At 64.6% G+C, this 12457-nt stretch carries 15 protein-coding genes; 2 read left to right on the top strand and 13 right to left on the bottom strand.

The window, feature by feature from the left end; all coding sequences use genetic code 11:
- Positions 1–46 precede the first annotated feature (46 nt).
- A complete protein-coding gene (locus F468_RS0104775) occupies positions 47–835 on the bottom strand; it encodes a YdcF family protein (protein ID WP_018138682.1) in 789 nt (262 codons plus the stop codon).
- A gap of 17 nt (positions 836–852) precedes the next feature.
- Complete coding sequence (locus tag F468_RS0104770) at positions 853–1335, bottom strand: Crp/Fnr family transcriptional regulator (protein WP_012982173.1); 483 nt, start codon at positions 1333–1335, stop codon at positions 853–855.
- A gap of 103 nt (positions 1336–1438) precedes the next feature.
- On the opposite strand from F468_RS0104770, the gene F468_RS0104765 reads away from it, so the two are divergent.
- On the top strand, positions 1439–1897 hold the full coding sequence (locus tag F468_RS0104765; protein ID WP_018174757.1) for a DUF6231 family protein: 459 nt from the start codon (positions 1439–1441) through the stop codon (positions 1895–1897).
- A 15-nt stretch (positions 1898–1912) separates the two neighbouring features.
- Here F468_RS0104765 and F468_RS0104760 read toward each other — a convergent pair whose 3' ends face one another.
- The 3 genes from F468_RS0104760 to F468_RS0104750 form a co-directional block, all read right to left on the bottom strand.
- A complete protein-coding gene (locus F468_RS0104760) occupies positions 1913–3232 on the bottom strand; it encodes an MFS transporter (RefSeq protein ID WP_018174756.1) in 1320 nt (439 codons plus the stop codon).
- A 23-nt stretch (positions 3233–3255) separates the two neighbouring features.
- Positions 3256–3990 carry an MBL fold metallo-hydrolase gene (locus F468_RS0104755; protein ID WP_026278824.1) on the bottom strand — a complete coding sequence of 245 codons (735 nt, stop codon included), beginning with the start codon at positions 3988–3990 and terminating at the stop codon, positions 3256–3258.
- Positions 3991–4331: 341 nt separating this feature from the next.
- Entirely contained in the window at positions 4332–5000 is a 669-nt protein-coding gene (locus F468_RS0104750; protein WP_018994688.1) for a metalloregulator ArsR/SmtB family transcription factor, read from the bottom strand.
- A gap of 199 nt (positions 5001–5199) precedes the next feature.
- Here F468_RS0104750 and F468_RS0104745 point away from each other — a divergent pair, with 199 nt between their 5' ends.
- Entirely contained in the window at positions 5200–5652 is a 453-nt protein-coding gene (locus F468_RS0104745; protein WP_017925939.1) for a hypothetical protein, read from the top strand.
- A 121-nt stretch (positions 5653–5773) separates the two neighbouring features.
- Here F468_RS0104745 and mnhG read toward each other — a convergent pair whose 3' ends face one another.
- The 8 genes from mnhG to F468_RS0104705 form a co-directional block, all read right to left on the bottom strand.
- Positions 5774–6169: a monovalent cation/H(+) antiporter subunit G gene (gene mnhG / locus F468_RS0104740; protein ID WP_018138678.1), complete on the bottom strand. Its 396-nt coding sequence runs from the start codon at positions 6167–6169 to the stop codon at positions 5774–5776.
- Positions 6162–6437, bottom strand: coding sequence for a cation:proton antiporter (locus F468_RS0104735; RefSeq protein WP_018138677.1), 276 nt, complete (start codon positions 6435–6437; stop codon positions 6162–6164). Before F468_RS0104735 ends, mnhG begins: the two co-directional genes overlap by 8 nt.
- 15 nt (positions 6438–6452) lie before the next feature.
- Positions 6453–6926, bottom strand: coding sequence for a Na+/H+ antiporter subunit E (locus F468_RS0104730; RefSeq protein ID WP_012982165.1), 474 nt, complete (start codon positions 6924–6926; stop codon positions 6453–6455).
- Positions 6923–8428, bottom strand: coding sequence for a Na+/H+ antiporter subunit D (locus tag F468_RS0104725; protein ID WP_018174753.1), 1506 nt, complete (start codon positions 8426–8428; stop codon positions 6923–6925). Before F468_RS0104725 ends, F468_RS0104730 begins: the two co-directional genes overlap by 4 nt.
- Complete coding sequence (locus tag F468_RS0104720; protein ID WP_012982163.1) at positions 8425–8772, bottom strand: Na+/H+ antiporter subunit C; 348 nt, start codon at positions 8770–8772, stop codon at positions 8425–8427. Before F468_RS0104720 ends, F468_RS0104725 begins: the two co-directional genes overlap by 4 nt.
- On the bottom strand, positions 8772–9197 hold the full coding sequence (locus F468_RS0104715) for a Na+/H+ antiporter subunit B (RefSeq protein ID WP_012982162.1): 426 nt from the start codon (positions 9195–9197) through the stop codon (positions 8772–8774). The genes F468_RS0104720 and F468_RS0104715 overlap by 1 nt, the downstream gene beginning before the upstream one ends.
- Positions 9194–11497 carry a putative monovalent cation/H+ antiporter subunit A gene (locus F468_RS0104710; RefSeq protein ID WP_018994687.1) on the bottom strand — a complete coding sequence of 768 codons (2304 nt, stop codon included), beginning with the start codon at positions 11495–11497 and terminating at the stop codon, positions 9194–9196. The genes F468_RS0104715 and F468_RS0104710 overlap by 4 nt, the downstream gene beginning before the upstream one ends.
- 220 nt (positions 11498–11717) lie before the next feature.
- The gene (locus F468_RS0104705; RefSeq protein WP_018138673.1) at positions 11718–12407 is read right to left on the bottom strand and encodes a TIGR04211 family SH3 domain-containing protein; all 690 of its coding nucleotides are present in this window, start codon (positions 12405–12407) and stop codon (positions 11718–11720) included.
- Positions 12408–12457 lie beyond the last annotated feature (50 nt).

Here is a 12457-nt window from a genome sequence, read left to right as displayed (position 1 = left end):
GCGCAAAGCCCCGCCAGTATCCAGCGCACCGGACGGGGCACGGGCCTCAGTCTCCCGAACTGCCGCGCTGACGCTCGCGCAGGGGCAACGCCGCCCGCGCCAGCCACTCGCGCAGGGCAAAGCGCGAGGTCTCGATAGACTCGGTCGTGGGCAGGAAGTCCCGCAGGCTACGCGGGTCACCGGTGGCACCGCGGAAACCGGCGGGCGCCGGGTAGGCGTCGAACCCGGCGCGCTCGAAACACTCCAGGGCCCGCGGCAGATGCATCGCCTGGGTCACCACCAGCACGGTATCCACGCCCTGCCCCTGCAAGCGCTGGCGTGTATGCGTGGCATTCTCGCAGGTGTTGCGCGAGGTGTTCTCGAGCCAGCGTGCCGAGACACCGAGATCCTGTTGCAGGGTCGCGGCCATCAGTTCGGCCTCCGAACGCCGCCCGGGCAGGGCCCTCGGTACCCCGCCCGAGACCACAATGGGGAGATCGGTGGCACGATGCAGCCGCGCGCCCTCGCGCACACGCTCGTGGGTGCGGGGGTTCAGGGCGTCGTGTCCGGCGTCCTCCGCGCGCCCCACCCAGCGGCCACCGCCCAGGATGACGATCGCATCCGCCCGCCCGGTCGCCAGTACGCTGTCGCGCACCTCGCGCTCGAGGGTATCCGCCAGGGGCTGTGCCACGACCTGCAGGCTGGGCAGCACCAGCGCCAGCAGCCCCAGCGCCAGGAGCGGCCGGCCACCACGCCAGTCGGCCCGCCACAACAGCACGCCCAGCACCGTCAGGGCGATACCCAGCCCCGGCGGCAACAACAGGTGTTCCGCAATGGTTTGCAGGGACGCGAGCATGGGCGGTCCCGGGGGGCTTACTTCTTGCCCGGGGAGTAGAGGTAGTGGGCGTAGGTCGCCACGTCCTCCGAGACACGGCGGATCAGGTGATCCAGGCTGATGATCGCGAACTCCAGCAGGTTCACCGCGATATACGGGTTCTCCACACGCAGGCGGTCGTACATCGAGCGCGACAGGCGCAGCAGCCGCGTCTTGTCGCTCAGCGCACGCATGCGCACGCCGCGCGGCACCCGGTCAAAGAACGACATCGACCCGGCCAGCTCGCCGGTTTGCATGCGGCCCACCTCGATCTCCTGGCTGCCGTCGTCGTGATACAACGCGGCCGTCCCGCTCACCACGAAAAACAGCGACTCGCCCACCTCGCCGATATCCGCGATCACCTGCTTGTGGTGGGTCTCCACCACCTCCAGGTATTCGAGCAAGACTTCCACCTCCGCAGGCGTCAGGGACGCGGAGATCGGGTGCTTGGAGAGGAATTCGGTCAGCAGTTCCTTGGACATGAGGGGCTTCCTTCTAACGGGTCCGCAGTAGCAGTGGGAGTCATTTAGAGTATAACGAACACGCCGTCGGCACAGGCGACGGGAATTACCAAGGAGGCCTGCGTTGATCGACATTGATGCCCTGCGCCGACATCTGCCGCGCCGCCTGCGCGAGGGCCGGGCTGTTCTGCTCGCGGCCGGGGCCAAGCCACCGGACAGCCCACCGGGGCTGGAACAGATCACCGTGGAGGACTTTCTCGAACACCCGCCCGAATCCCGCGTGCCACTGGTCCTGCTGCTGGACACCCTCAGCGCGCTGGATAGGCCGACCGGCCAGAACCTGCTCGGCGGGCTGCGGGATCGCTGGGCGGACGAGGTGCTGATCCTGCATCGGCTGGACGATGAACGCTGGGGGCTGAACGAGTTTCTTGCGCTGGGCTTTCGCCGGGACCCGGACGCCGAATCCGCCGCGCCGGATCATGCGGTCTACCGCACCAGCCTGTATGACTACAAGCTGACGCCCGACTGGCTGAATGCCCGCTTCTGGGCCAACCCGGGCATGTGGGACAAGGCGCGCTGGTAGGCGCGCGGCGGGTGCCTAATCCTTCTCGGGATTCAGCCGCGGGTGGGTCTCTTCCCCCCACAGCAGTACCAGCGCACCGGACAGGAACATGGCGATGGCCACGAACCAGAAGCCCCAGGTGACTGAACCGCCGATGTGGGCAACGATCCCAAGGGCCAGTGCACCGATGCCATAGCCCAGGTCCCGCCAGAAGCGGTAAGTACCGATCGCCGAGCCGCGCCAGTTCGGATGGGCAATATCGGCGACCGCCGCGCTCAGGTTGGGATACAGAAGCGCCATCCCAAGGCCGGTTACGGCCGCCGCGAACGACCACCAGACGACCCCCTCGCCGAGCAGCGTCAGGGCCACGCCAGCACCGCAAATCCACATACCCCAAACGATGGGCTGCAACCGCCCCACATGGTCGGAGAGCTTGCCAGTGGCGAACTGCGAGCCACCCCAGACAAAGCCGTAGATCCCCACGACCCAGCCGATCGCGGCCAGGCTCAGCCCCTGCTGATACAGGAACACCGGATAGAACACCCAGACCAGGGCATCGACGAACTTCTCCACCAGGCCCGCCTGGCTGAACGCGGCCATGCGCCGGTCACGCCAGGACATCAGCGTGAACACCTCCCAGGTGGTCGGCGTATCGGCGATCGATTTGGGATAGCGCGGTTGTGGCCCGGTGGATTGCCCGGCCGCATGCCGGGCCCCCTCGGCCTTGGCCCAGTCCAGGGTCTCGCGCACCCACAGTGCAGTCATCAGGACCGCGATCGCGATCACGACTATGCCGAACACGAACACCCCCATGCGCGGCCCGAGGGCAGCGGCCATATAGCCGGTCACGATCCCGGCCACGGCCACCCCGACATAGCCGGAGAACTCGTTCATGCCCATCGTGAAGCCGCGTTCGTCGCCCCGGGTGATGTCCATCTTCGCGGTCTGGGTCATCGACCAGGCGAGCCCCTGATTCACGCCTAACAGGACGGTCGCGGCCACAATCCAGCTCCAGGATGGCGCGTAGAGGATCATGAACGGGATCGGGATGGCCGCCATCCAGCCGAGCATCAGAACGGTCTTGCGCCCCATGCGTTCGGACAGCCGCCCGGCAACGAAATTGAGCACGCCCTTGACCACGCCGAACGCGACGACGAACGCGGTCAGCAGCATGAACGAGCCCTCGGCCACGCCGAACTCGTCCTCGGCCAGCGCCGGGATGACGGTGCGCATCATCCCGATCGTCAGGCCCACGAAGAAGACCTGGATCAGTTGCTGCCCAAACTGCCCGAGGTTCTCGCGAATCCCGTGGGTCAGGTGTTCATAGGCCTGGGCGGCCCTGGATGGATCGCTCATCAGAGTTCCTTGTCTTGCGCCACTCAGGCCGCGATATTGGCGGCTACATAGGCGTCCATGCCCGCCGGTCGCGGGGGGATATCACTCGTCAGGAAGTCGACGAACGCATCGCGATCGCTGAATGCGAGCCCCGGATTAAAGCGTTTCTCGAAACCCAGGGTGGAGGACGGCTTGCCCGACAGGCCCGCGCCGCAGGCGCTTCCAGCGTAATGGCCCGGATAGATCTCGAGCTCATCCGGCAGCCCCAGCAGCCGCTGATGCAGGCTGTCGTAGAGCCGCCCGGCCATCTCGCGCTCCTGCCCGGCCAGATCGGGTCGCCCGACGCTCCCGATAAACAGCGTGTCCCCCGTCAGCACGAACCAGGGCTGCCCGCCGCGACGTTTGTCGGTCACCAGCAGACACACGCTGTCCTCCGTATGGCCCGGCGTGTGGAGGACCTCTACTTCGACATTACCGGCCTCGATCCGGTCGCCATCGCGCAGGGGATGAAAATCAAACTCGACCACCTCGCGATCCGATTCATGAAGGCAGTACTTCGCGCTGGTGCGCTCTGCAAGATCACGACCACCGGAATAGTGATCGGCATGGACATGGGTATCGATCACGTGCGTGATCTCGACGCCAATCTGGCGTGCCTGCTCCAGGAACCACTCCTGGTCACCCTCGACGACGTCCACAGCAATCGCCTTGCCGAGCGACCCGCATCCAAACAGATACGACAATGAAGATTCTGTAGTCGGTAACTGACGGAAAAACATGAGACACCTCCTGGATCATCCATGATGACGGCCAGAGATCGCCGAGAATGGGGAATCGAGTGGTTCCGTTCCGGGAACCTCGCCCCACAATCGAACGGAATCCACCTGACACAGCATTCATTCTAACGTTCGTTAGAACGTAACCTAGTCCGCGGCCGAAGGGATGTCAAATACGTGCTGGCGTATGCGGATGGGGCTCCACCGCAGCACACGGACGAACGTCCGATTGCACATAGCCCACAGGCCTCCGCTGGAGGCGCTGTTGTGGGAGTAAACGAACTGGCGGGCGGTCCGCCAGCCGAGGTGGGCTCAGCGGTCTGAGAGACCCGGGGAAAGACTGATCAGTGTTTCCCTTGTTCCAGGGGCAGACCCTGATGGCGCCATTCGGCGACACCGTGGTCCAACCGGACGGCGCGGAAGCCGTGCTCGCCCAGGATCGCGACCGCATCGCGCGCCATCAGGCAGTACGGTCCCCGGCAATAGGCAACGACCGGGACATCCGGCGCCAATTCGTCCAGACGCTGCTTCAACTCGCGCAGCGGGATGGAGCGGGCGTGCGGCAGATGCGCGGTGGCGTACTCGGTGTCCGGGCGAACGTCCAGCACGATCAACTCACCCATGCGTGCCTGCTCCAGCAACTCCTGGCCACCTAGCGGCACCATGTCGCCGGCACTGGCCGCCATGTCGCGCACAGCGCCCTGCAACTCCAGCAAGCGGCTCTCGGCCAGCTCGCGCAGCACGACCCAGAAATCGGCCACACGTGGGTCTGCCAGCCGGTAGAAGATACGCCGTCCATCGCGCCGGGACTCCACCAGGCAGGCCTGGCGGAGGTCCTTCAGGTGGGCACTGGCCAGCTTGACGCTGATCTGGGCATCCGCCGCGAGCTGATCGACGCTCTTCTCCCCCTGCACCAGGATCTCGATCAGTTCCAGCCGCTTCGGGCTGGACGCCGCCTTGCCGATCCGGGCGACCTGGTCATAGAGCAAATCTTTCAGTTCGCGATCAGACATGAACGCATTCCTGATGGGGAAGTCGGCAAGGTAGACCGCCCTGCCCTGACGCGCAAGGCCTGAACAGGAACGCGGGTTTGTTGCACCGAATTTTTTCTTGACTAGATTACTCAGGAACTATTCATCAGCAGTTGGTAACAAACTAACCAACAAGCCGTGCCCCAACCGAGGGGTACCCGTTCCCGAAAGGAGGACAACCATGAGCCAGCTGATCCACAACTTCCCGGCCGACGGCGTCGTCACCATCAACCGCGTGATCCTGAAGCCGGAGTACAGCATCGACGACCTGCAGGAGCGCGTCGCCATGCTGTGCGAGAACGTAAAGACCTATCACTCGGACACCGGCTTCGTCGGCGGCTTTGTCGCGCTGAATTCCGGCGCCGTCTCCAACGAGGGCTCGACCATCGGCCAGGCCGTGGAGAGCCCGATGAAGGACAAGGAGGCGCTGATCATCACCTTCTGGCGCAGCTTCGAAGAACACGAAGCCTCGCATCGCAGCGAGACCTTCCAGCCGCTGTTCCAGGAGGTCCTGGAGCTGTGCGAAAACGGTAACGAAGAGATTGCCTACGAAATGCTCTGGTCTGGCGCGGCCTATTCGCCGGAAGAGGCCAAGGCCGCTCGCGAGGCGAAGGAAACCCATCAGGCGGCCTGAACCTGCACTGATGGCTGAGTGACCTCCAGTCGTATTTCTCTCCTGCGACTGTGCCCATTGCCGGGACCTTGCGTCCCGGCTTTTTTATGGCTGACCGACCACGATGCCAGCCAGGTCGGACTTAGCGTCGGGGTTCGTCGTCCGAGGAGGACTCGTTCATCTCCGGGGGCGAGGCAAGGGTGTGGGTCTTGTTGTCGTAGCGACCCTTGAGTTCGTCGGAGCGTGTGTGTTCCCACAACGGCACCCCGACAAAATACCCTGCACGGCCGATCGCATGCGCGGCCACCGGGGCCGTCAGCAGCAGAAAACCAATCACTGCCACGGCGCGGGTGGTCACGCCCCCGTCGCCGAAATAGACGGCGACCCCCACCATCATCAGGCCGGCCCCAAGCACACCCGCCTTGGTGGTGGCGTGCAGGCGCATCGGCAAATCCGGCATGCGGACAAGCCCCAGCGCGGCCACCACCATGAACGCGGCCCCGGACACCAGGAACAACGCCGTCAGTAGCTCAATCATCTTCGCGGTGCCCCCCTTTCTCGAGATAGCGGGCAAATCCGACCGCGGCGAGGAAGGCGGTCAGAGCCAGCACCATCGCCACGTCGATAAACGGGGTCCGGCCACTGGAGATCACGTACACCGCGATAAAGCCAATGGTCAGGGACGCGATCAGTTCCAGCGCCACCACGCGATCGGGCAGCGTCGGCCCGAGATAGAGACGCCAGAACCCCAGCACCAGGGAGATGCTGAGCAGTACATTGGCCACGATGATGGCGATTTCGAACATCTGTGTCCCCCGCGCCTAGCGCAGGACCTCCAGGGCCCGGTGTTCCAGATACTTGATCGACCGAATCACCGCATCGCGGTCTTCCAGGTACATTACATGGATGTAGAGCACCTTCCGGTCGGTCGAGACGTCCAGGCTCAGGGTGCCCGGGGTCAGCGAGATCAGGTTCGCGACGATCGTGATCTCGCCATCGGTCTGCGCATCCAGCGGAAAGGCAATCACGCCCGGCACCATGTGGTGCGTCGGCGTCATCACATCGTAGGCGACCTTCAGGTTCGACAGGAACAGCTCCCACAGGAAGAACCCAATGAAGGCGATGAACTTGGGCACCCGTCGCGCGTAGCTCGCGAAGGCCGGCTTGTCACGCAGCGCGAACGCCAGCAGGACATAGCCGAGGAAGAACCCGATCAGCAGATTGCCCCCTGTGAAGTTCCCGGTCAGGAACACCCAGATCAGGGCCAGCGCGATATTCCAGGTCAGCGCGATCATTGCCGTGATTCTCCCAGCACGGCCTCAATATACTGCGACGGATCCAGGAGCTGCTCGGCGGACATCGCCGCCATCTGGTAGATCGGCTCGCCGTACAGGCCAATGGCCACGGTCATCAGCGCCAGCATGATCACCGGCACCCACATCCAGATCATCGGGCCCGAACTGACATCACGGAGCTCGCCCTCGACGCCCTCCGGCTGCGCCTTCCAGAACACCTCGGCCCAGATCTTGATCATCGAATACAACGTCAGCAGACCCACCAGCAGAGCCACGCCTACCGCCCAGTAGGCCTCGGCCTCGATGCCAGCGCGGATGATGATGAACTTGGCGAAGAACCCGGACAGTGGCGGCAGACCCGCCAGTGACAGCGCCGGGATCAAGAACAGCACGCCCAGCATCGGGTTCGTCCGGTAGACCCCGCCCATCAGTTTGAGCTCATGGGTCCCCTTCATCACGAAGGTGATCCCGCTGATCAGGAACAGATTCGCCTTCACGATGATGTGGTGCATGATGTAGAACACCCCACCGACCAGTGCCAGCGGTGTGAACAGTGCCAGACCCATGATCATGTAACCGATCTGGCTGATGATGTGGAACGACAGAATGCGCCGGAACTCGTAGTGGGCGGCCGCCCCAAGCACGCCGGTCAGCATCGTGGCCGCGGCCACCCACAGGAGGATCTCGTGGGTGTAGTCCACATCCTGGTTGAAGATCAGTGTGAACACGCGGTACAGCGCGTACACCCCAACCTTGGTCAGCAGGCCCGCGAACAGCGCGGAGACCGCGACCTTCGGCGTGTGATAAGAGGCCGGCAGCCAGAAGAAGAACGGGAACGCCGCCGCCTTCACCCCGAACGCGACCAGATACAGCATCGCGATCACGGTGATCAGCCCGGTGTCCTCCACCGTGGAGAGCTTGTCGCCGATATCCGCCATGTTCAGCGTGCCGGTCAGGCCGTAGGTCAGGCCGATCGCAGTCAGGAAGATCATCGACGACAGCAGGTTCAGGGTGACGTACTTGATCGCCCCTTCCATCTGCGAGCGCTCGCCACCCAGGATCAGCAGCGCAAACGACGCGACCAGCATCACCTCGAACCAGACATAGAGGTTGAAGATGTCGCCGGTCAGGAACGCGCCGTTCACGCCCGCCAGCAGCAGATGCAGCAACGGGTAGTAGCCGAACTTCTCCGACATCTTGCCGATGCCCGAGAGCGAATAGATCGCGGTCGCAAAGCCGATGATGCCAGTCAGCACCACCATGATCGCCGCCAGCATGTCGGAGACCAGCACGATCCCGAACGGCGCCGGCCAGGAGCCCATCTCCATCACGACATGGCCGTTCTCCCAGGTCTCCAACAGCAGCCAGACGGTGGCCGCCAGCATGGCGCCGGTGCCGAGCACGCCCAGCGCACGCTGCGCGAAATGCGAGCGCCAGAACATCACCGACAGCGCGCCGGCGAGCAGCGGGATGATGACCGGAAGGGCAACGGACATATTCATCGATCCGTGTCCTTCATCTGGTCCAGATCATCGACCTTCACCACCTCGTAGGCGCGATGTATCAACACTACGGCGAATGCCAGTACGCCGAAGCCGATCACGATCGCGGTCAGCACCACGGCTTGCGCCAACGGATCGGCCGACAGCCCTTCAGGAACCGTGGCACCCGGCGGGATCAGCGGCGGCGCGCCCGGCAGCATGCCGGCCAGCGTAAAGATCAGCAGGTTGGCCGCGTTCGACAGCAGCACCAGGCCGATCACCAGCTTGACGATCGAGCGCCGGAGCATCATGTAGATGGCCGCGGCGTACATACCGCCGACCACGAAGGCCATGACGACTTCCATCAGTCTTCTGCCTCCGCCAGGTTGAGCATGATCGTCAGCACCGACCCGATCACGACGAGATAGACGCCGATATCGAAGATCAGCACGGTAGAGAGCTTGATCTCGCCAAAGACCGGGGCCGTGAATTCCCACCACTGGGCCGTGAAGAACGCCTGCCCCAGGAAGGCCGCGGGCAGTGCGCTCACGACCGCCAGCACCATGCCGGCACCCAGCAGGTCGCGCGGGTCCACGCGCAGCACCTTGCGCGCGGAGCGGATGTCCATGGAAAACAGGTACAACACGATCGCCGCCGCCGCGACCAGGCCACCGATAAACCCGCCACCCGGCTCGTCGTGGCCGCGCAGCAGCAGGAACACGGAGAACAGCAGCAGCAGCGGCAGCAGAAAGTGCCCGGCCGTGCGCAGGATCAGCGAGTGCATGTTCATCGGCGGTGGTCCTCCGCACGGAAGCGAATCATCGCGTACACCCCGATCGCGGCCAGGGCCAGCACGAAGATCTCGCCCAGCGTATCCAGTGCCCGGAAGTCCACCAGCACCACGTTCACGATGTTACGGCCATAGCCCGAGGGCTCCGACTCCTCGATGAAGTACTGCGAGATCGAGTCGAACAGGCGCGCATCCATTGTGCTCAGCATCAGCAGCGTGATCATGCCGCCGGTGACCAGCGCGATACCGGCATCGCGCAGCCGCAGCGCGGTAGACGACAGATTCAGGAAACCCGGCAGGCGGAACAGCACCAGCACCAGCAGGATTACCGTCAGGGTCTCAACCAGCACCTGGGTGATCCCCACATCGGCCGCGCTGTACAGCACGTACACCAGGGCGACCGTAAAGCCCAGAGAGCCCAGCGCTGCCACGGCGCCCAGACGCGAGCGCGTCAGCACCGCGAACAGCATCGACGCCACCAGGATGGCGATAATGGCCATCTCGTGGATCTGCAGGCGCTCGAAGTGCGCCGTGCCGACACTCACGTTGAACAGCTGCGCGGTCACTCCGACCAGGCCCGCGGTCATCGCCACGATCACGATCACGTAATAGCGCAGATAGCCGTTCTGCAGGACCCGGGTCTGCCATTCGGAGATCCAGACCAGGCCATCCATCATCTTGAAGTAGCCCTTCTCCGGGCCGTATTCAGCGGCCCGATCGACCCAGTCCAGGGCCCGACGCGCCTGCTCCCAGCGCCAGTAGAGCAGACCACCCGCGACCAGGCTGAACGCGGAGATCGCCAGCGGCCAGTTAATGCCGTGCCACAGCGCCAGGTAACCATCCACCGGCGCGCCCTGCACGCTCGCCGCCGCGGCGTTGACCAGCCCGTCGTCCGCCAGCCCCGGCCCAAGGCCAAAGATCAGTCCCAGGCTCGCCAGCACGACCGGGCCGGCCAGCATCGCCGGCGGTGCCTCGTGGTGCGGGGTCTTGGGTGTTTCCACCCGAGCCCCGAACCACGGCCGGATGCCGACGATCGCGGCGACCGCCACCCCGAGGATCGCGGTCAGTACCGCCAGCAGCGTCAGGATACCCACCAGACCCGGTGCCTCGAGCACCGACTCCAGCATCAGCTCCTTGGCAACAAAGCCGAACAGCGGAATAACCCCACCCAGCGACAACGCTGCAAGAATCGCGGAGGCGGCCGTGATCGGCAGCGCGGTGCGCAGCCCCCCGGTTTGCAGGAAGTCCTTGGCCCCGGCCTCGTGGTCGAGGATGCCGGCGACCATGAACAGCGCGCCCTTGTACAGAGAATGCGCCAGCAGGAAGGCCATCGCGGCCATCAGCGCGGTCTCGGTGCCGATACCAATCAGCATGGTCAGCGTGCCCAGCGCCATCACGGTGGAATAGGCCAGGACCTGCTTCACGCCCGTGCTGCGGAAGGCCAGGAAGACGCCCGTGAACATGGTGATCGCGCCGAACAGCGCGAGCGTGGTGAACCAGATATCGGTGCCACCCAGCGAAGGATTCAGGCGCGCCATCAGGTACACCCCGGCCTTCACCATGGTGGCGGAGTGCAGATAGGCGGAGACCGGCGTCGGCGCGGCCATCGCGCGCGGCAGCCAGAAGTGGAACGGGACCTGGGCCGACTTGGTAAAGGCCCCGATCAGTATCAGAATCAGTAAAGGCAGGTACAGCGCGTGTTCGCGGACGACATCGCCGTTGGCCAGGATCTCGGAGAGCTCGTAGGAGCCGCCGGCCATCGCCAGCATGATGATCCCGGCGAGCAGCGCCAGGCCGCCACCGACCGTGACAATCAGGCCCTGCAGTGCGTACTTCCGGGCGTCCGCGTTCTCGTGGTTATAGCCGATCAGCAGATAGGACGTGATGCTGGTCAGCTCCCAGAACACGAACATCGCAATGAGGTTGTCCGCCAGCACCAGCCCCAGCATGGAGCCCATGAAGGCCAGGATAATCACGTAGAAGCGCCCGAGGTCGCGGTGCCCCTCGAGATAGCGCCCGGCATAGGTGACGATAAAGAACCCGATACCCGAGATCAGCAGCGCGAACAGCAGCGACAGGCCGTCCACCAGGAACGACAGGTGGATATCCAGCCCCGGCAGCCAGGGCCAGCTGAGCACGATGGACTCGCCGGCGGAGACCGCAGGGAGGAAACTCAGGAAATAGAGGAACAGCGCGGCCGGGAGGAGCCCCAGCACCCAGCCGCTGGCGCGACCGGTGACACGATGGACCGCGGGTGCGATCGCGGCCACCAGGAATGTTGACAGAATTGCGTAGAGCATCCGGCCAGCTGAGTCCTTTTGCGTCGGGCGTTATCCGCGTGACCCCGTACGACCTGCCCGGAATCACGCTCCTGGAGTTGCGTCCGCCACCAAGGACCACCGGCGACGGCTTCAAAACAGCTGCGAAAGCCTAATGGCTCGATCGCCGGCACGCAAGAAACGCGTATGGGGGCACGTTTCGGCGCGCGTCCCCGGGCAACCCCGGAGACGGAAGGGGGGATCAGTACCAGTCGCTGCGGCGGCGGCGCAATGGGATGCGCGTCAGGATAATGCCAAGAATCAGGCTGCCAACCGTCACCGCCGCACCCGTCATGAACCACCGCCGCTGGCTGTCGGCCTGCATCACCTCCACCTGGCGGCGATACTCGTCCGCGGAATCACGGGCCTCTACCAGCTCGCTTTCCAGGCGCCGGTTTTCGCGCTGGATCTCCTGCGGCCGTTCCGCGACGTCGCGCAGCTCCTCGAGCTCGGACTCCATGTCCGCCACCTGCGTCTCCAGGCCATCGCGCTCGGCTTCGAGTTCGCGGCGGGTATCCAGCAGTTCGGCAATCCGGCCTTCCTGGTCGTCCGCACCCGAGCGAATCTCGGCCAGCTCGGCCTCGACCTCTTCCAGGCGCTCACGGGAATGCGGCTCGTCCTGCAGGTAACGGGTCAGGATCCAGGCCTCGGTGCCGCTGGGCAGGCGAATACGGGTATGGCCATCGCCGCTCTCCTCGAGCACCGTGACCTCCTGACCCGAGCGCACTGAACTGATAATGCGGCTGTTCGGCCCGGTGCCATTCCGCACCCCGACCTCCAGCTCGTCGCTGACGAAACGCGTGGTCTCGGCCATCACTGCCGTCGCGGTCAAGCCGCCCAGGATCAGAATCCCGGATACCGTAAGTCCGCGCATCACCCGCTGCATCTGCATGCCCATGTCCTGCCTCTCGCCTGGTTGCCTGATCCGACCATGGAGTCAAC

The sequence above is a fragment of the Thioalkalivibrio sp. ALJ2 genome (assembly GCF_000378325.1).
Classification (GTDB): Bacteria; Pseudomonadota; Gammaproteobacteria; order Ectothiorhodospirales; family Ectothiorhodospiraceae; genus Thioalkalivibrio.
The sequence above is the reverse complement of the archived record's forward strand: the minus strand, read 5'-3'. Positions and strand labels throughout refer to the sequence as shown.

Bases quoted from the DNA above. Each gene is read 5' to 3' on its own strand.
- F468_RS0104775 (WP_018138682.1), bottom strand. From the start codon at position 835: ATGCTCGCGTCCCTGCAAACCATTGCGGAACACCTGTTGTTGCCGCCG.
- F468_RS0104770 (WP_012982173.1), bottom strand. From the start codon at position 1,335: ATGTCCAAGGAACTGCTGACCGAATTCCTCTCCAAGCACCCGATCTCC.
- F468_RS0104760 (WP_018174756.1), bottom strand. From the start codon at position 3,232: ATGAGCGATCCATCCAGGGCCGCCCAGGCCTATGAACACCTGACCCAC.
- F468_RS0104755 (WP_026278824.1), bottom strand. From the start codon at position 3,990: ATGTTTTTCCGTCAGTTACCGACTACAGAATCTTCATTGTCGTATCTG.
- F468_RS0104750 (WP_018994688.1), bottom strand. From the start codon at position 5,000: ATGTCTGATCGCGAACTGAAAGATTTGCTCTATGACCAGGTCGCCCGG.
- F468_RS0104745 (WP_017925939.1), top strand. From the start codon at position 5,200: ATGAGCCAGCTGATCCACAACTTCCCGGCCGACGGCGTCGTCACCATC.
- mnhG (WP_018138678.1), bottom strand. From the start codon at position 6,169: ATGATTGAGCTACTGACGGCGTTGTTCCTGGTGTCCGGGGCCGCGTTC.
- F468_RS0104735 (WP_018138677.1), bottom strand. From the start codon at position 6,437: ATGTTCGAAATCGCCATCATCGTGGCCAATGTACTGCTCAGCATCTCC.
- F468_RS0104730 (WP_012982165.1), bottom strand. From the start codon at position 6,926: ATGATCGCGCTGACCTGGAATATCGCGCTGGCCCTGATCTGGGTGTTC.
- F468_RS0104725 (WP_018174753.1), bottom strand. From the start codon at position 8,428: ATGAATATGTCCGTTGCCCTTCCGGTCATCATCCCGCTGCTCGCCGGC.
- F468_RS0104720 (WP_012982163.1), bottom strand. From the start codon at position 8,772: ATGGAAGTCGTCATGGCCTTCGTGGTCGGCGGTATGTACGCCGCGGCC.
- F468_RS0104715 (WP_012982162.1), bottom strand. From the start codon at position 9,197: ATGAACATGCACTCGCTGATCCTGCGCACGGCCGGGCACTTTCTGCTG.
- F468_RS0104710 (WP_018994687.1), bottom strand. From the start codon at position 11,497: ATGCTCTACGCAATTCTGTCAACATTCCTGGTGGCCGCGATCGCACCC.
- F468_RS0104705 (WP_018138673.1), bottom strand. From the start codon at position 12,407: ATGCAGATGCAGCGGGTGATGCGCGGACTTACGGTATCCGGGATTCTG.